Annotated in this window: 19 protein-coding genes; 1 reads left to right on the top strand and 18 read right to left on the bottom strand. The window is 61.8% G+C overall.

Features of this window, described 5'->3' with window-relative positions:
* Positions 1-97: 97 nt before the first annotated feature.
* The 8 genes from C470_RS00090 to C470_RS00055 all read right to left on the bottom strand — a co-directional run bounded on the left by C470_RS00090 (position 98) and on the right by C470_RS00055 (position 7,114).
* Positions 98-2,491 carry a heavy metal translocating P-type ATPase gene (locus C470_RS00090; protein ID WP_180271702.1) on the bottom strand — a complete coding sequence of 798 codons (2,394 nt, stop codon included), beginning with the start codon at positions 2,489-2,491 and terminating at the stop codon, positions 98-100.
* A gap of 60 nt (positions 2,492-2,551) precedes the next feature.
* The gene (locus C470_RS00085; RefSeq protein WP_008364314.1) at positions 2,552-3,301 is read right to left on the bottom strand and encodes a helix-turn-helix domain-containing protein; all 750 of its coding nucleotides are present in this window, start codon (positions 3,299-3,301) and stop codon (positions 2,552-2,554) included.
* Positions 3,302-3,362: 61 nt separating this feature from the next.
* Positions 3,363-3,647: a hypothetical protein gene (locus tag C470_RS15105; protein ID WP_082226590.1), complete on the bottom strand. Its 285-nt coding sequence runs from the start codon at positions 3,645-3,647 to the stop codon at positions 3,363-3,365.
* 37 nt (positions 3,648-3,684) lie between these two features.
* Positions 3,685-4,347 carry a DUF6735 family protein gene (locus C470_RS00075; protein WP_008364312.1) on the bottom strand — a complete coding sequence of 221 codons (663 nt, stop codon included), beginning with the start codon at positions 4,345-4,347 and terminating at the stop codon, positions 3,685-3,687.
* A 66-nt stretch (positions 4,348-4,413) separates the two neighbouring features.
* Positions 4,414-4,794 carry a hypothetical protein gene (locus C470_RS00070; RefSeq protein ID WP_008364311.1) on the bottom strand — a complete coding sequence of 127 codons (381 nt, stop codon included), beginning with the start codon at positions 4,792-4,794 and terminating at the stop codon, positions 4,414-4,416.
* Between the two features lie 91 nt (positions 4,795-4,885).
* Entirely contained in the window at positions 4,886-5,074 is a 189-nt protein-coding gene (locus C470_RS00065; RefSeq protein WP_049908471.1) for a hypothetical protein, read from the bottom strand.
* 138 nt (positions 5,075-5,212) lie between these two features.
* The gene (locus tag C470_RS00060) at positions 5,213-6,094 is read right to left on the bottom strand and encodes a biosurfactant protein 1 (protein WP_082226621.1); all 882 of its coding nucleotides are present in this window, start codon (positions 6,092-6,094) and stop codon (positions 5,213-5,215) included.
* 93 nt (positions 6,095-6,187) lie between these two features.
* Positions 6,188-7,114, bottom strand: a complete 927-nt coding sequence (locus tag C470_RS00055; protein WP_008364308.1) for a transcription initiation factor IIB — start codon at positions 7,112-7,114, stop codon at positions 6,188-6,190.
* Between the two features lie 128 nt (positions 7,115-7,242).
* Here C470_RS00055 and C470_RS00050 point away from each other — a divergent pair, with 128 nt between their 5' ends.
* The gene (locus tag C470_RS00050) at positions 7,243-8,622 is read left to right on the top strand and encodes a DUF5677 domain-containing protein (RefSeq protein ID WP_049908447.1); all 1,380 of its coding nucleotides are present in this window, start codon (positions 7,243-7,245) and stop codon (positions 8,620-8,622) included.
* A gap of 114 nt (positions 8,623-8,736) precedes the next feature.
* On the opposite strand, the gene C470_RS00045 is transcribed toward C470_RS00050, so the two are convergent.
* The 10 genes from C470_RS00045 to C470_RS15885 form a co-directional block, all read right to left on the bottom strand.
* Complete coding sequence (locus C470_RS00045; RefSeq protein ID WP_008364305.1) at positions 8,737-9,603, bottom strand: hypothetical protein; 867 nt, start codon at positions 9,601-9,603, stop codon at positions 8,737-8,739.
* Positions 9,604-10,469: 866 nt separating this feature from the next.
* Positions 10,470-11,711, bottom strand: a complete 1,242-nt coding sequence (locus tag C470_RS00040) for an IS200/IS605 family transposase (protein ID WP_008364304.1) — start codon at positions 11,709-11,711, stop codon at positions 10,470-10,472.
* Complete coding sequence (locus C470_RS15980) at positions 11,708-11,884, bottom strand: hypothetical protein (protein WP_004048615.1); 177 nt, start codon at positions 11,882-11,884, stop codon at positions 11,708-11,710. Before C470_RS15980 ends, C470_RS00040 begins: the two co-directional genes overlap by 4 nt.
* A gap of 991 nt (positions 11,885-12,875) precedes the next feature.
* Positions 12,876-13,385, bottom strand: coding sequence for a hypothetical protein (locus C470_RS00030; RefSeq protein WP_008364303.1), 510 nt, complete (start codon positions 13,383-13,385; stop codon positions 12,876-12,878).
* A complete protein-coding gene (locus C470_RS00025; RefSeq protein WP_008364301.1) occupies positions 13,382-13,978 on the bottom strand; it encodes a DUF7437 domain-containing protein in 597 nt (198 codons plus the stop codon). Before C470_RS00025 ends, C470_RS00030 begins: the two co-directional genes overlap by 4 nt.
* 49 nt (positions 13,979-14,027) lie before the next feature.
* Positions 14,028-14,363 carry a DUF7558 family protein gene (locus C470_RS00020; protein WP_008364300.1) on the bottom strand — a complete coding sequence of 112 codons (336 nt, stop codon included), beginning with the start codon at positions 14,361-14,363 and terminating at the stop codon, positions 14,028-14,030.
* Positions 14,363-14,653, bottom strand: a complete 291-nt coding sequence (locus C470_RS00015; RefSeq protein WP_008364299.1) for a hypothetical protein — start codon at positions 14,651-14,653, stop codon at positions 14,363-14,365. Before C470_RS00015 ends, C470_RS00020 begins: the two co-directional genes overlap by 1 nt.
* Before the next feature lie 73 nt (positions 14,654-14,726).
* Positions 14,727-15,272 (bottom strand): hypothetical protein, encoded by a 546-nt coding sequence (locus C470_RS00010; RefSeq protein ID WP_008364298.1) that lies wholly within the window; start codon positions 15,270-15,272, stop codon positions 14,727-14,729.
* Positions 15,273-16,130: 858 nt separating this feature from the next.
* On the bottom strand, positions 16,131-16,571 hold the full coding sequence (locus tag C470_RS00005; protein WP_008364297.1) for a hypothetical protein: 441 nt from the start codon (positions 16,569-16,571) through the stop codon (positions 16,131-16,133).
* A 667-nt stretch (positions 16,572-17,238) separates the two neighbouring features.
* Positions 17,239-18,006: hypothetical protein (locus C470_RS15885; protein WP_160162933.1), on the bottom strand; the 768-nt coding region annotated here is incomplete at its 5' end.

The raw sequence follows: 18,006 nt of genomic DNA, 5'->3' as shown, positions 1-18,006 counted from the left end.
ATACGTTGGACCCGCCCGAAGGGGTTCAAAGAGCTCGTTGCTCTCACGGTCGACGCGTGATACAGTTCTGGGGTGACACTGTCTTCTTCGGTAACGTTCATGCACTCGTTTCTTGGCCAGTCTCACCGCCCATGCGTTCAGGCGCGATTCGCGACAGCCGCATCGCGTTGCCGGTGACGCCGAGGCTCATCCCCATATCTCCGACGACGACAGCGACGGCGACACTGACGAGCCCAATCGGCACGCCGACGGCAAGCAGCGCCTTCACGCCGAGACTCGCCCAAATGTTCTGCCGGATCACGCCGTTGGCCGTATGCGACAGGTCGTACAGGTACGGGAGTTTCCCGACGTCGTCGCCCATCAACGCAATATCGGCTGTCTCGAGAGCGGTGTCGGTACCGGCCGCGCCCATCGCAATGCCGACCTCCGCGGTGGCGAGCGCGGGCGCGTCGTTGATGCCGTCACCGACCATCGCGACCTCCCCGTACTCCGCCTGTAACTCCTCGACAGCGTCGACCTTCTCGTCGGGCAGGAGTTCTGCGCGATACTCATCGACACCGACCTGCTCGGCGATGGCGCGGGCGGTGCCCTCGTTGTCGCCGGTCAGCATCACGACGCGCTCGACGCCCAGCTCGTGCAGGCGTTCGACGGCCCGCTTCGAGGCCGGGCGCACCTCGTCGGCGATGGCGATCGCACCCAGCAGTTCCGACTCCGTCCCGACGATAACGACCGTCTTGCCCTCCTGCTCCAGCGCGGTGAGTGCATTCTCGGCGAACGCCCCGTCGTCGGACTCGGCTGCCTCTTCCGCCATGACGCCGCCGTCCGTCTCACGGCGTGCCCGTGAGAGATCGAAGCCCAGCTCCTCGAAGAGCGCGGGCTTGCCCGCATAGTACGTCTCGCCGTCGATCTCGCCGCGGATGCCCTTCCCGGTGAGGCTCTCGAAACCCGTCGGGTCGGGCAGGTTGCCCACGCCCGCCTCCTCAGCACGGGCGAGAATAGCTGCTGCGATGGGGTGTTCGCTCCGCCGCTCCAGTCCGGCGGCGCGACGGAGCAGATCGTCAGCCGTGGTGTCACCGACCGGAACGACGTCGGTGACGGCGAGTTCGCCCTTGGTGAGCGTCCCGGTCTTGTCGACGGCGACTGCGTCGACCCCACCCATCGCTTCCAGATAGTTGCCGCCCTTGATCAGGACGCCGTTCTTCGCGGCGCTGGTGATGCCCGACACCACCGAGACGGGTGTGGAGATGACGAACGCACACGGGCAGGCGATCACCAGCAGGGTGAGCCCCCGGATGAACCACGTCTGCCAGTCGCTCGCGAAGGTGAACCCGTATCCGGCTAGGTCCACCGACACCGGATCAGCGATAACCAGCGGCGGGATAGCGGCGGTCAGGATTGCCAGCACGACGACGAGGGGTGTGTAGTAGCCGGAGAAGCGGTCGACGAACTGCTCGGACTCGGTTTTCTTCGCCTGTGCGCCCTGTACCATCTCGATGATGCGCGAGAGCGTCGAATCGCCAGCGGTCGAGGTGACCTCTACCTCGAGGTACCCCTCTTCGTTGATCGCGCCGGCGTAGACCTCGTCGCCGGCGGTCTTGTCGACGGGGACGCTCTCGCCCGTGATCGGCGACTGGTCGACTGCACTCTCGCCGTCGATGACCGTCCCGTCGAGCGGAATCTTGTCGCCGGGGCGGACGACGACGGTCTCGCCAACGTCGACCTCCTCGGCGGGAACGGTCACTTCCTCACCATCCCGAAGGACGGTCGCCTCGTCGGGCGAGAGTTCCATCAGCTCGCGCAGGGAGTCCCGTGCCCTGTCCATCGCGTAGTCCTCGAGCAGTTCGGCGATGCTGAACAGGACGGCCAGCGTGGCGGCCTCGACGAAGTAGCCGATACCGGTCGCCGCGATGATCGCCGTCCCCATCAGGAGGTCGATGTCCAGGCTTCGGTTCTTCGCGGAGTAGTATCCGCTACGGACGACCGGGATGCCACTGGCCGCGACGGCGCCGAGGAACAGGACATCCGCGATGTGGAGCGGGTACTCGAGGACGCTTGCCACCGTAATGTTCTGCCCGGTGAGGAGGAACTCGAAGAGGAGGCCGAGCGTGACGAACGCCGCACCGAGCCACGTCTTCTTCGCGCGAGGACTCGTCCAGACCTCCGATGGGGGCGCGATGTCGACGCCATCGGTCGCCTGGTTGTCCTCATCATCGCTCTCGGCGTCCGAGCCCCCGACGACCTCGTAGCCGGCGCCTTCAATCGCCTTGACTACGTCGGCTTCGCTGGTCCGATCAGGGTCGTACGTGACGTTGGCCGTGCCGGTGGTCGGCTGGAGCGTGGCGTCAGTAATGCCGTCGACACGCTGGAGGCTCTTGTCCACCTTTTGGGCGCAAGAGGGACAGTCCATTTCGGGGACGGCGAGGCGGGCGGTCAGCTCACGTCGCTGTCCGCCGCCGCTCGTTCCCCCGGCTGCGTCCGGATTCTCTGTCATCACGTCACGGTAGGAGCGGGAGTTCGATATGTCTTTGTTGGAATATTCCAATCGAGGGCGTCAGTGCGATGCCAGCCGTTCTTCCGCTACCTGTTCGCCGGCAACATGTTGCTTCGCCAAATGTTCTTCCGCCCGACGGAGTCGGTAGGTGAGTGTTGACCGTGGCACGTCGAGATGCTCGGCGAGCTCGCCGACGTCGACCTCGCGGGGTGACTCGTAGTAGCCGTGTTCGACCGCGGCCTGGAGTGCGGCCTCCTGGGCTGGCGGGAGGCCGCTCGGTTTCCCGTCGCGTCCCCCAGCTCCTGTCGTCGTGTCCGCTGTGCGGAGCATCTCCATCTGGGCGCATTCCCCGACGGCAACCCCGAGGGAATCGAAGAACGCCGCCACATCGCCCTCGCCGGCGTGAATGAGCCGCCACGTGTAGTGGCGCCCCTCGTGACGGGTCTCGAATAAGACGCCGTCGCCGAGGTGATCGCGAGCGATGTGGGGAACTGAGGCGCAGGTCGGAGTGCGCTCCCAGTCGGAGTAAAGGATGAGCGTGTCGTCCGTGCGGTCGAGGACACGGGTAGTCTGGGTTGCGCCGCAGTCCTCGGTGGCGAGACAGTCGGCGTAGTAGTCGCTGTTGCGAAACGCGTCCTCGATGGCGTCGAGTGCGTCCGGAGTGCCGGTGGCATGGTCGACTCGCCAGAGCTGGTCGGCAGTGGCGTGCAGCGAGAGTGAACGAACGCGAGCGTCGGAGTGGTCTGCGAGGGCGTCCGCCACCCGGTTGCAGCCGGGCTCGTATTCGAGAGCGAAGACGAGTTCGCGCATACCCCGACTAAGGCCTGCTACGACATAACCCATGGCCTGCAGCGTTGTCGACTAGTGGACCTCAGATTACGTCGTCAGGGTCGTGGACTTCCTGCATTCGCTGTGCTTCGGCCGCGTATTGCTCTTGGAGGTCGGGGTCATCGACTATGCCAAGATTGCCGGGTTCAGCATCGACTGCTGCTGTCGTGTCTCGGACGTCGGTGAAGGACGTGAGTGCGCGTTCCTTCCGATAGTACTGTTCTCCATCGGGTGTTGCGTAGGTGAGGATGATCAGGTTCTGCTCGTCATCGGAGTACGTCCGTTCGACAAGCCAAACACGAACGTCATCTTCAGACTGATTTGCCATACTTAGGCGTCCCCCGATATCCACTAAGGGATTGGTGTTACGGCTTGCTGAGACTCGCCGTCTCGAAGGGTGACTCTCCGGTCGGAATGAGCAGCTCCTGTCGGTCGCCGACTCGCTCGGCCAGCTTCCGTTTCAGGTACTGCCTCGCCGTCGACGGCGTGAAGACGCCCTTGTCGAGCATATCGCCGACGACGTCTTTGAGGGCCGCGGACTGTCCCTGCAGGTGGCCGTCGCCGACCGGCTCGCCGTCGTACCAGCGCACCGTCGCGAGTGCGCCGTTCCCGACTGTCTCTCCCTGTTCGACTGTCTCCGAGTCGTACTGGAGCCCAAACCACAGCGTCCGATACGCGGTCACCTCGAACGTCGTCGACACCACGAAGAACGCCTCGTGGTGGAGGTAGTCGAGGTGGTCACCGACGATCTCGTCGAGGGTGAGCTCGGTGGTGCGGGGCTTCGGCTCGACGACCGTCGACGGTCGAGCCTCGCCGGCGAGGTAGCCGTCGACGGCATCTGCCTCGAGGCCATCGGCCAGTTCCGCCAGCAGCTGTTTCGCCCACTTGGAGTCGGTGTCGTCGCCACCGAACGGCGATTCAGCCGAGATTCGGTGCTTGAGCTTGAGGTTCGCTGCGCCCCAGTGGCTGTAGTGGAGCGTGTACTGTCCGTCTGTGCGTTCGTACGCAACGAGTGCGCGGTGTCCCATCGAGCAATCACCTCCGGGGCGACCGCGACTGGATCGCCCCGCACCCCTCCCGGGGGACGAACAACGCTACTCGTCGATCGGGTCGGGGGAACTGAGGTCCGCGTGGAGGACTTCGCCGTCGCGAACGACGTACCGCTTCGCCAGCACGGGGAAGCGGCACTTGGTGAACCCCGCCGTCTGGATATCGAACTCTTCGTCGGCTTCGAGGTGGTCGGCGAGTTCTCGCAGGAATTCGTGGGTCACGATGCCGCCCTCGTAGTCCGGGAGGCCGTTCTCCCGTGCCTCGTACACCTCGAAGTCGTCGTACCCCCAGATGGTGAGCTCTCCGTCTTCGGTAACCTCCCAGTCGAGCGTCCCGAAGCAGTAGCTCTCACAGAGCTCGCGGACTGCCTGCGGATCCGATACGATCGCGCCGGTCGATGTCGTCGAAGCTTGCAGTGTCGCCATGTCTGGACTTCACGGGGTCGCCCCCGCACCCCCGTTGGGGGCAATAAACCGATGCGAGAGGTGGCTCCCGAGGCGTGGCCGGCGACTCCAGTTAGGAGTCTGCGTGGGCGTCCGCCCCGGCTCCGTCGCCCGGCCGCGTGAGAAGGCTCACCTCTTCTAGAAGGTCTCTCGCGGTCTCGACTCGCTCTCGATCCGCGTCGTCCAATCGGTCAACGTCGAGTCGGTTGAGATTGCTGAGTATACGATGCATCCGGTAGCCCTGTTTGAACTCTTGCTCCATCGGAAGCGCCTCACCGCTCGCCGGCGCGGAAAGACGCCCCATCGCGACTGGCGTCGGGCTTGCAGGAAATCACGGCCTTAACCAACGACCCTCGACAGTAGTCCCAGACTGTTGGTTAATCGACGCTCAGCATTGGGGCTACTCGAGACTGGGTCCGTAACGAGCTGAGCCACACCCCCGGCACTCCCAGATCGGCTGTCCCGTCCACGCCTCATCCGGAACCGACTCATGCGTCTTGAACCGATGGTCGGTCGCCCGTCCACAGGTTTGACAGTCGAGTTCCTGCGTCGTCGGTACCGACGACGCCTGGTGATCAGCCGTAGCCTCGCCAGTGGATTCGGTCAGCGCTATCGCTGGAACCAGCCACACCGCGTCGTCGGCGTCGTCGAGGACCGCGTCGAGACGCGACGCGTCGCGGATGCCGTCCCCACGCTGGTCGTAGAGCCGTGTCGGGCCCTGCTCCGGATCCTCCGACGCTTCCTGCCCGTGCCACCCAGTCCGGTCACGGGCGACACTGAGAAGCCGCTCTCCCTCCGCTGACGCCACCTGTACCGCGTCGGGAAGTGAGGGCCATTGCTCGGCCAGCTGGCGCGCCGGCGCCTCATCGAGATCGTAGATGAGCGTGTAGTCGTCGACGGCTGGCTCCGCCTCGTTGGCGGAGAGAAGGTTTGCCGCCGCGCCGCCCTTCGCGACGGCGCCGTAGAACGTGGTCGACTCGACGACCAGGTGGACGATGCCGAGGCACGTCGTCGACGATGTCTCATTCGTGCTAGTGGCGTCACTCCCGAGATGGTTAGTGAGACAGAACCGGCATTTCGTCTGGCCGTCTGGGACTGACGCCCCACAAGACCGGCACTCGCCATCGGCGACCGTCGGCGCATCAGGGTAGCCACCAGTGCTCGTCGCGATGCGTTGCCGCCGGGGGGCACCCTCACAGCCGTCGTCCAGCCTCGTGTCCGGAATGTGGGACGCCTCGCCGGTCGGCCGCAGTTCCTCAAAGTCGGAGTAACGACCGTTCATAGAGCAGTCTACAGAGAACATGGCTCGTCTTCGTGTTTAAATCGTAGCGTGGATAGACCGATGTGCAGTACAGACGGAGAGACAGTGATCGCCTCAGGCGACCTGTTCCTCCAACGTATCCCGGTGCGCCCGAACAGTCGCCTTCGAGGCGTTCGCCACGTCCGCGGCCTCGGATTGCGTCAACCATCGGCCCTCTTCGTGACCGGCCTTGTAGAGGCAGGCCGCTGCGAACCCGGCCGGATGGACGCCCGTCGTCACGCCGCGCTCCTCGGCCTGTTCCGCGAGGGCTCGGGCCCGCTGTCGGATTTCGTCCGGACACTCGAGGTCCGAGGCGAGGCGCGGCACGAACATGCTGGGGGAGACGGGCTCAGCGGGGAGGCCCAGCTCCTCGTTCAACGTTTTGTACGCGTTCGTGACTCGTGACTCCGCGACGCGGGCCATCTCGCTGACGTCGTCCACTAACCGCGAGCGGCCGTTGCACCGGCAGGCCCCGTAGATGCTGGCCGCGGCGATGGCCTCGATGGATCTGCCACGAAGCAGATCCTCGTTCTGGGCGCTCCGGAAGAGCTGACACGCCTGGTCGCGGACCGAATCGGAGAGTTCGAGCGCACTCGCCAACCGACGCACTTCGCCCAGGCCGTGGGCGAGATTCCGTTCTGCTTTCGACCGCCAGCGGCCACGGGTCTGCTCACGGCGCATCCGTGCCAGTCGCCGTCGCTTCTGCCCCGAGAGTTCGTTCCCCTTCGCGTCGGTGCCGCGACCGATCTCCGTCGACAGGCCGCGATCGTGGCGGGCCGCAGTGAGTGGGGCACCCGTTCGTTCGCACCCCTCGTCGTCGTACGGCCGCCACTCCGGCCCGTGATCGATACGCTGTTCGTCGATGACCAGCCCACAGTCCTCGCAGACCGTTTCGACCGCGTTCGTGGTGACCCGGCCGTCGCACTCGGGACATTGGTTCGCACTCGATTCCGTTCGGACGTCCTCGTCGAATCCAGTTTCGTAGATGTCTCTGGTTGCCATCGTTCTCACCGTGTTTCGGGAACCCGCCAGTACGACGCGCCCCTCACCCATCGAGGGGTTAATAAACTCCAATTGCTCCCAAAGCTCCATCATCCACTCTGCTGAAACACGAGAAAGAGTAACTCAGGATGCCCAACGACACTGACCCACTCTCTCAGGCAATCCACGACCAGCTTCTGGAACTTCTCCAAGAAGGAGAATTCGATGAGGAACCCACCGAAGACGAGATCGCGGAAGCTACCAACGAGGTCATTGAGGCTGTTGGGGATAGTATGTACCAGCAGGTCCGCGAGGATGACGAGGGATTGCGACGACTCTATGAAACCAAGGCAGAATTTCAGCGCGGGATCGAAGATCGCTGGGGGGAACCTTTGGAACTGCTTGAACGGTTCATTATCTGGTCGCAGGAAACAGGTGATGCAATCAACTCGGAATATCGGCTCCAGGCAGCTCAGGAACAGGACTTCGTCTTTGACGCTCTGACTCGACTTCACGCACGGGCAGTACAGGTCGCGATGGAGATCCACCACCTGCTCAAAGGCGGATTTGCTGATGGAGCCTTTGCCCGATGGAGATCCCTTCACGAACTCTCGATTACCACTTCCTTCATCAAGCAAGCAGGCTCCGACACAGCCGAGCGTTTTCTGCACTACCGGTATCTCTGGGAATACTACTTCGCTCAGACGTATCAAGAACACGCAGACGACCTTGATGAGGAACAGATCGCGGATGAGACGATGGAGTCACTCGAAGAGGGGAAAGTGGAGCTGGTAGAGCGGTTTGGATCCGACTTCGACGATAACGGTTACGGAACCGGGTGGGCGGCAGACGCATACGAGGGTGGTGGCGGGCCGTCGATTAGGGGCCTCCAGGAAGCTGGCGATCTGAACCACTACCAGCCATATTACCGGTTAGCCAGCGAATCGGTCCATGGGGGGTCGAAGGGGACGCTTGACCGGCTCGGTATCATCGATATCCCTGACGTTGAACAGCCCGACCTCCTATTGGCTGGCCCGTCGAACGCAGGGTTGGCCCGTCCAGGCCAGTTAACGGCGGTCTCCTTGGCGCAAATCACGTTTGCGTTTATTGAGTGGCAGTCATCTGCGACTCATGTGGCGGAAATGAAGGGAATGGAACAACTCGTGAGCGACATCCAAGATGCATTCGCAGCGGCTGCCGAAGAACTAGAGGAGGACGAACGAGACCGACTGGAGGAGTGGGCCGATCAAGATATCGTCGATATTGCTCTAAATCACGTGGGCGCGTCAGTGTTGTTCACCGATGAATTCGTACGTGAGCAGACCGAGTACGAGTCACAATCGGCGTTTGAGAACGCGCTTCCGGTCAACCTTGACGAGATGACGGATGTAGACGATCTCCCAGAGGCCGTGGACACAACGATTCGAACTAATTCCGATTACAGATCTCTCGAAGAGCTGGTTGATGCTGCTTTCGAAGAATGGGTTTACCGAGAGGTCGACCTCTCTGAGTTCGATGTCGATTCGTGATTGAGGTCGTGGCTGCGCGCGCAGCGACGGTAGGAGCGAGCACGGAGCGGAGGGTGGGGCGGCGGGGTCTGGGTCGGTCCGGCACACAGCAAAAAAGAAGGCTGCGTCAGCTGGCTACTCTTCCCACCACCGGCCGCGCTCCGGGAACTCGATCCTGCTCCAGCCCGTGATGGCGAGACTGCACCGTCCCTGGTACCAGTTTTTCTTGACAGCTCTGAACCGGACTGTCTGCCCTTCTCGAACCACCGTCTTCCCGCTCTTCTCCCAGATCGTGAATTTCGTACGCCCGCTTTCGTCTTCGATGAGTCCGACCTGGGCGATTGCTGGGGAACTGGGATCCCAGAGTTCGCTCACTGTGCCTTCGACCGTCACCTCACCGACCGGGACGTCCGGCACGTCCGCGATGGGCACGATCGCCCCCGGCGCCGCCTTCAGTTCCTCGAGGGTCTCCAGCACCGCCTTCGTGACGTCCCGACCGCGCTGCACCTTCTCGGCCAGCTGCTTCGCGACGACCGCTCTCGACCAGCCGCCCTTCACCTCGTCGCTGATCCGCATCGCCTGCTCGTTGACCGCCGCGAGCTCCTCTTGCGTCAGCTTCTCTCGGGGATCCGTGCGCTCCGCCGGCGCCGGCTCGTCACGACCACACTGCTCGCTGACGACCTCTCGCGTGCGCTGTTCACGACCGTCCTGCGTTCCCAGTTCGGCCTGGGCACTGATGCGCTCCAGTTCGGCTTCCCGCGCCCGAATGCGCTCCTCCTGTTCGAGGGTGACACCGTGAATCCGGTCCTCGCTCGTGTCCGCGATCCCATCCGGGTGGTTCGCATCCACCTTCGCCTGCGTCTCCTGCTCGACCGCCGCCTCGAACTCCGGCGTCTCGTCGACGACCGGGAAGCCATCTTCATCGACCGCCTGACCGCCCGCTTTCTCGAATGCCTGTTCATCCACCGTAACGACCTTTCCGCTAGCGTTGTTACTAGACATTGGAGTTCACCAACTCCGAAGGCGCTCACGCGCCGACTCCGCGATGCTCCAACATCGCGGTTTTCCGACGACAACGACCGACAGAACCATCTGCGCGCTCTCGCTCGCGCCTTCGCGAGCGCCCTACCGGGCGCGAGCGAGAGCGCGCCTGCATAAGGTGGCCCCAACCAGCACCGCGCGCCGACCCGCCCGGAGCGAGCGACCAGCGGAGAAAGCGTAGGGGGTGAGCAGCCACGCCGCGCAGCCCCCCGCGCTTTCCCGCTGGCGTCGAGGGCACATGCACTTTAGCCCGGCAGTCCGCCCGCTACTGCAGGCAGACCGCCCGGAATGGTCGGTCGCGAGCGACGCGGAGGGCGGAATGCGGCGAGCGGTGCGAGCCGTAAACGCTTGATACTGGAGAAAATCGAGACGTTAGCGCCTTATCAAAGTCTGTTCAGCAAACCCCGATCCCGATTTCCGTTACTCAGGTTGAAATCGATATCCCGCGTAAGCTACTATCACACCGAACAGTGCTGTGACGACGACTTCAGAAGTGATGATTGGGGGGCATGATTCACCAGCAGTACAGACCTGGAGGCTTGCGACAATCGTGCGTAGAATAATAAACGCACCACCAAGTAGCAGTACCCCTCGGGCAACCCTATCGAAATAGGCAAGCCAGCGAGCTGTCTCGACGGTTTTACTGCTCATAGTCTGTCTGAATCACGGGATAACCAAATGTTTTGAGGTAAAGTCTTCGGGGTCGATCAACTGCGTAGTGGTACGAAAAGCGAGCGACCAGCGGATCGACATCCACTCCGAAGTCACGGAGCGTCCGCTCGCTGGTGTCACGGTGACACCACGGCGGCACCTTGCGGGTCTGTGCGCTATTCGTTGGGCCCCACCACGTCCCCCTCGACGGGGAACCACAGGTGGTCGTCCCACTGGAACCGCACGGGCCGTGCCGTCGGCCTGACCGCGGTATTCGTCGCCTGTTCGAGCAGCGTCCGCGACGCGACGAGGTCGGCGTGCCCCTCGAAGCCACACGGACACCTTAGTGTCTCGCGATGTCGGCGCGTCCGCTCGCGTTCGCCACACTCCGGACACGTCTGGGAGGTCCACGCCTCGGAGAGTGAGGCCACCTCGATGCCGTACTCCTCGCAGACGTTCGCGAGCTGGTCGAGACACTGCCGGTGCGCCCAGAACGTGCGGGCTTTGAGGTTCGCCTCGACCGACCAGTACTCGCCAAGGACGCCGGTGAGATCGCCGTGATAGATGGTTTCGACGCCGTCGTCGTGGAGTCGCTCAACGAGGTCACGAAGGAGCGCGTTCACGGCGTGATCGCGCCGGCGAGACCGCTTCCGATAGAGCCGCTGGATCCGCGTACTGGTCTGCTGTCCATCCGGCAACTTCGCTTTGGCGTCGGCGATGCGCTGGGTCGTCTCACGGAACTGTCGGAACGGCTCCTGGCCGCTGTACCAGTACTGGTCGCCGATCGTCGTCGTACACGCCACGAGGACGTTCGCGCCGATATCGAGCGCGGCGACGTCCGTCCCCGTCGGCGTCGCCTGTTCCGCCTCGGAGACTGTTACGGGTTGGTGGGCGCGATACGTCTCGTCGATGTCGTCGTAGGTGAGGTGAAGGCGGCCCTGCTCGCCCTGCCAGTGTGGTTCACCGCGGACGGCAACACGGAGCCGCTCGAACCGACTGAAGCCGTACTCGTCTTTGAGCTGGCTGCCGATGGGCACTTCGAGCCGGGAGCGCTCGCCCCAACTGATCGTGTAGGCGTCGTTGCGGATGTAGGTCCGCAGGTCGCGCCCGTCGGCTTGATTGCCCCAGTAGCCGGGGGGACTGACCTCCTGGTCGGCCTCCTCAACCGTCTCAAAGAACGACCGCCAAGCGGCGTCGTTGACGCGGGTGACCTGCTGGGTCGTCGCCGACCCCAACACGTCGACGTACTCGTCGTAGTAGTTCTCACAGTCCCAGACGCTCTCGCCGGCGAAGAACTGCTGCCGGCGCGCATATGTCAGCTGGTTCCAGAGGCTCGCTGACGCATCGAGAAGGCGTCGAAGGACGGCCTCGTCTTGTTCCGATTGTGGAACGACTTCGAAGGTGTTGGTCCGTCTCACCGCTCTGACTCACCCCACATTCGGGGCACGTAGCCGAGCTGTTCGATGTCGTCCGCGTAATCCCGGAGGAGCCCGATCAGGACGATTTCCGGAACACCGTTCTCGGCCTGTTCGACTAACCACTCCTCAAGTTCGACTTCAGCCTCCTCGATCTCGTTCAGTTCGACCGCCATCGGTCATCGCGCCTCCGGTTGACGGGACACCTGTCGCTGGTGGTGGTGTTGCATCTCGAATCACCTGTGCTGTGCAGGCACGACCGAACGCGCCTGCACCCTTCGCAGGCGCTCAAAAACACTACCGCACTACACAGTTAGAACGAGGTTACGTAGAACAGTTGTTAGACTTGGATTGAATCGGTAAGTACAGATGACGTACCTAACGAATCAACGCGCTTCGTTCTCAGCAGTTAAACGTGAGGGAACTATCCCACAGATGCGAGTAGCTGGTCAGTTCCGTTTACGCTGGACGAGATAACGCAAACCAGTAGTAAGGGCCCCCAACGCAGCACCTGCGAGAAGGCTGAACTGGAAGGAATTCCCGTTCACCAAGAGGACGGACGTGAGGACAAGAAGCGTGATAGTCCCGATAACTAGGCTCTCACCCCCCAGTCCGACTCGGCTCCGAAGGAATTGTTCGCTGGTGGTTTCGCTCATATCTATCAACTATCTATCTCTGCAGGCAAATCCTTTGGGGTGTGCTGTACGCATATCTACTTACCAGCGGATTCGTTGGTTTTGGGGCGAAAATAACTATTTCGTACACAGTTCTTTGGCACCTCGATTAGAACCCTCACAGTCAGGGGTGAGCAGCCACGCCGCGCAACCCCTCGCGCTTACCCGCTGGCGCCGAGGGCACATGCACTTTAGCCCGGAACGGGCGCGGGCGGTGCGGAGAGCGCCCGCACGCCCGGAATGGTCGGTCGCGAGCGACGCGGAGGGCGGCAGCGGCGAGCGGGGCGGGCCGTCACGTACGCACCTGTTCAGCCGGCTACATCACTAGGTGGGCTTTCCACTGTCCTGGCGGACTCAGAAAGGGCGAGGCCGCCTCGGCCATCCCCCGACCCCGCAAGCACCGCAGCCACGAGGCGCGCAGCGGCGGTCGGGGGACGTCGAGCGGCCGAGGGCTTTCGAGTGTCCTCTTCCACCGAACCAACCGAGTGATCAGTCAGCTGTCGCCGGCGACCAGGTCCTCGATGAATCGGAACCCGTTCACGTACGTCACCGAATCCCCGTACCCCTCACTCGCGAGGACGGTTTCGGCCCCCTCGCCGGCCGCGATATCCGTCGTGTAGATATACACCTCGGTTACCGACCCCGCACTGAGATGCTGGGCGGCTAGCGCAGCTAGGGCGGCGTCGGCACGCTCGACTTCGTCGGCAGGGCGGTCGTCGGCGTTCGCGATGTACCGCTGGACCCCGTCCATCACCCGCGAGACGACCGGTTCGGAGAACTCCAGTGGCGCCGCAACCGTCGCCCAGCCCTCGTCGATTGCGGTGTCGACGGGCGGGTTTTCGACATCCGGATCGTCGACGGTCAGCTCTTCGTACACTCGTTCAGGGAGGAGGTAGGCGACGTCGTTCCGGCGAGCGAACCGCCGAACGGCCTGGTACCGGCTGTTCGAGGGCTGTCCCATCGCGACGAACAGGCCGGTGTCAGCGATGTGGAGCCGGCTCACGCGTCGTCAGCGCCGTCGCCGTCGATGGCCAACTCCTTGAGCCCTGCCCCGGCCTCTTCGATGTCGTAGTGCTCGTGGACGACGGGCCGGAGTGCCTGGAGGATCATCTCCGCAGCCAGCGGCGAGATGTCCAGATCCTCCGCCATCAGCCGGTGGGTCACCTCGCCGCGCTCCCGAGAAACCGCGTAGGTGAGCGCCGTTGCGAGGCCGGCGACGCCGTGCCGGTCGATGTAGGTGTCGATGTCGGCATCCGTCTCGCGGCGGCCGACGGCGTCGATGAGCGTCGGCGTGATCGTGTACTCGCGGTCGCCCGCGGCGGTCGTCACGGTCAGGTCGATCTCCCGAGCGGCGTACCGGCGTGGCTGCTCGTCGTCGGTGACGTCGACGACGCCGGCGTCGACGAGTCGGTTGACGTAGCTGTAGGCGGTCCCCTGGGCGAATTCAAGGTCCTCCATCACGTCCTGGACGGTTGCCTCGCCCTCCCGAGCAAGGTACGCGTACAGCTGGGCGAGCTGTGGCTCCTCGAGGAGGTCGGCGACCGAGAGGAAATCCTGGACGATGTCGCCGTCAGCGCGGTTTGAGGTGCGTGACACGGTTCCTTCTTGATTACAGTTTACAGTGAATCAGTAAAGAGTGTTGGGGTCACTCCGCCGGCGTCGCGACGAGATGCTCCTCGAGATCGCGCGTCCAGTACGTCGCGAGTCCGCCCGGACTACAGCGGGCGCACAGCTGTATCGGGCCTTCCAGGTGCCCCAGTTCGACCCGGAACCGGGTGAGTGCTGCGAGCGTGTCGACGACCAGCCCACAGCCGTCACAGGCGACGTGATCGCGCTCGTCGGGATTCGGCTCCATCTGAATCGCGCAGTCGATGCAGATCGGGTGGGTGACCCGCTCGTCTTGCCCCCAGGTGTGGGCCTCGCCAGTCTCGGTACCGGGCGGCGCGTCGCAGAACGCACAGCCGACGAGGGTCTGCTGCATCACTCGCCCTCCCCGTCGGCGTCGCGGCCGGCCGTCCAGCCACGGTGGAAGACGGCCAACTGCGTTGTCGAGTCGAACGCCGTACCGCTCGGCTCGTGAACCAGAACTTGGTCCTCGGGAACCGAAGTGACGACGTCCGCATCGACGAGATCGCTGACCAGGCGCTGGGCCGTCGTGTCGTCGATGTCCGCCGTGTCGACGCCGGCGGCGTCGCGGTCTTGGGCGAGCAGTTCTTTCTCGAACTGTTCGTAGTCGCGACTCGTGTCGTCGTGCGGGTCGGGACCAGGCATGGTGAGTCACGCAGCGCACGCTGTTGCGCGCTGCACGCCTCCCGGCGCCGACAAACAGTCAGGGCGGACAGGGTCAGTCCGGTCGCGGGTCGCGATAGCCGATGACGGCGACGTCGTCGATGAACAAGACGCCCTTCATGAAGTCGAGCTTTGTCAGGCTGTGCTGGTAGAGGTTATGCCGACCAAGGTAGTTCACCGGCACCACCAGACAGCCGAACTCGATCTTCGGCCGGCCGTCCTTCTTGGTGCGGTACCCCTTCTGGAACTTGAGGAGATCGTCGCTGACGTTCTTCCGTTCGCTCTTCTCGACCTCGATGGCGATGCGGGCGTCGGCGTCGTAGAGATCGACGCTGTAGTTAAAACCCTGATGCGACCAGAGCTTGCAGTTCGGGTTGTAGCCGCCGGCGGCGTCTCCTTCGTACTCGTACTGCGGGAGCCGGTCGGCGATCGCGGCATCGAAGCCGCCGACCTCTGTGTGCTTCGTCGAGCCGTCGAAGACGCTTGCTGGGACGGCCTCGACGGCCGACCGAATCGACGCCAGCGCATCGTCCGGAAACGCCTCGGACGAGGTTTGGTTGCGGCGCTCGCTCAGTTTGGTGACCTCCTCGACGACGACCATACTCGCTCACGAGGAGTAGCGACCCGATAAAACCCGTCGCGACGGTCAATCGAGCCGACCGGCCGCCAAGGTATACTTACTCGAGGAGTAGGGCGATGGGCGGGGTTATTCGACTGATTTTAGTTAGGCGCAATATCCCCTTCTCAATTCAGCGATGGGGTGAAAATCCTGCTCAGGGCTGCTAGTCATCGTCATTATCCCGACTTCTTCAACCGGAAAATCATCACTTCTAAGTCTCGAGTCTCGGCGTCATGGCGTAGTTCGTATCCTCCATTGTCTATGGGAACACCGTTCTCAAGTGCACGAAGAATGAGGTCATCCATCGCTTCTTGAAACTCCCGTTTGGTAGTTGGATCCTGTACAGGCATCCTTCTCTTTAGACTGCGGAGAGGAATACGATTGTGGCATGATACACCATGTCGAATCCTGAATTAGCTCTTGAGGGGACGTTCCTTGTCGAAGTGGGGGCCTTTCTTTACAATATTTCTCTCGGGATCCCACTTGACCACCCCATCTTCCACTAATTCTTCCAAGGACTTTTCGCTCAATTCAAGACGGAGTTTAGCAACGTCTAAATCAGCGGAGGGGGGATCGGAACGGGGGGCGTTCCCCGATGACGTGAGGTCTGTGATAAACAGATAGTACGTGCTTCATACGGAAGAGTCCAGTAGGTTTTCACGCGACCTAGACAATTTGATTAAGTGGGTAACATTCTGCGATACGCACTCAGTCCGTAGTCTTCCTTGCGAAAATGGCGATTCCAGCTGTGGTCCTGTTCTGGAAAAAGGGGTCGCGATAGCCCCAGAGTTAACCAACGCTGTGCCGGTATCGGTTCGGAATGTTGGTTAAGTCTAGCCGCTACGGCGTTCGGAGTTCTCGAACTGGCTTCACGACGAAGGTATCTGGCTCGCTGGCTGCTTCTTCACCTGACCGCTCCGCCGTCGTTGATGCCGACCGCGTGAGATGAGTGATGAGCTCGTCGCGAACGGTTCGTCGAGGGACGGTGGTCCCGTGCCAGCCCAGCCGGTCGTCGAAGTGCCGCTTCTGGATCTGCTCGCCGACGTCGTCGGCAGCGACGTACTGTGTCCGCGTCGACTGCCCGACCTGCCGGAAGATGAAGACGGCCCCCACGGTCTCGTGCGTGAGTTCGACGAGAGCACACTCCACGAGCGCGACGACCGACGCGTGATCCCGGTCGGTCGGGACCGTCACCTCGAGATCTGCCCACGGTGCTTGACCGTCGGGGGTGGTTTCTGCGTGATGCGCTGCTCGTGTTTCGCTGCGTCGTTCCGAAGCCATCGTCTATCGGGGGCACGTGATGCGCCCCGCCACCCCCTCGCGGGGGCAACAGACACCACCGAAACGCACCCGCCCAACCTATGCGCTAAATCTGACACGTCCGTAATTCCGCTACCCCTGTGATGGCCCCTCGGCCTGAGAGAGCCGGCGGCCTTCGCACACTGCATATCGCCTCTTTCTTTGGACAAAAACCGCGATATGTAAGCCGAAATAACGCGCTAATATCGCAGAAGAACCTCGTCGGGCCGATTTGAGGGCGTAGAAAGTACCTCGACGAGTTCTGGAATAATGCTCAAATCTAAAAAATTGCTCGACGGCGGGGTAACGAAGGTGAATTCGAACGTATCTGTTCATCTGTGTCCGCTGCTTTACCTGCTCTGAACCTTTCGAGGTCCTCCGACTTGGCACATCCAATCGTGAAACACACCAGAATCTCTCGATTCCGGCCGTGTTAGTCGCTGAAAATTGCTCGACGGAAATTCAGAAGAACTTGGTTCTTATCCGCAGAGTAATTTACAACACTCTGAGAGAACTGACTCTGCTGAAACCTTTTGGTCTTACTCAACCGGCTACCTGAATACAGGAATAGATACAGAAAGCTGGTGGAGTCTGTTCCGTTTCTCTGATCGAGAACTGGCCGTTAATTTGGTGCCTATTAAGAAATCACTTAGATTCGTCCAGCAAATATTGTCTTATCCACATCTAATGGGTCTCCAATATTTCTCCCAAGTTGTTTATAAATATAACTCAGCATCGGAAGTTCATGGAATAGGAAATCCATTTGGCTAAGGGAGACTCCCGTAATTTCGTATTCTTCCCCATCAATTTCGACCTCATCACCCATTTCTATCTCTTCCTGCCAGTCGTAGAACCGACTATTTCCGTCGTGAGAAACCTGAATATCAACTGAACTGTTTCCATCATTGCTCAGAGAGTAGAGCCACATAGTCGGCGCATCGCGACGTGAGTCATACGTCTCGCTCACCTCGTAGGTCACCACGATTTTTGACGCGCCACCAAAGAGCTCAAGTTCATCAGCTAAACCTGTGAAATTTGCATCAACGATATCATCGAAGGCATCAGAAAGATATGTGAAAAATATATCTAGGTTTTCCGCCACATCCTCTGGGGAGTACTTGCCCCAAATCCAGTTACTATCCTGTCCCTTTAGCCGGGAGTAGTCTTCAGGAACATATAGCCGTTCAACTTCCTCTATCCCCCGCTGCTCAAGAAAAGCGAGAAATTCTTCAAATGAACGGGGTGAAAGCCGTCTATCTGTAATAGGGTAGGGGGGAGTTTCCGCATCCTCTTGCTCCAACCGGCCTTGAATCCTAGCATCTATTTCTTCCCGTTCTTCTGGAAGGATCCGGCTCTTAAGCGATCCAAGATCAATACCACCCCGCCCGGAATTTACTCCTAGTTCATCTCGATGATT

Origin of the sequence: Halorubrum distributum JCM 13561 (assembly GCF_000337395.1) — an archaeon.
In the GTDB taxonomy this organism is placed as follows: domain Archaea; phylum Halobacteriota; class Halobacteria; order Halobacteriales; family Haloferacaceae; genus Halorubrum; species Halorubrum distributum.
This window is presented reverse-complemented; position numbering and strand designations above follow the sequence as displayed.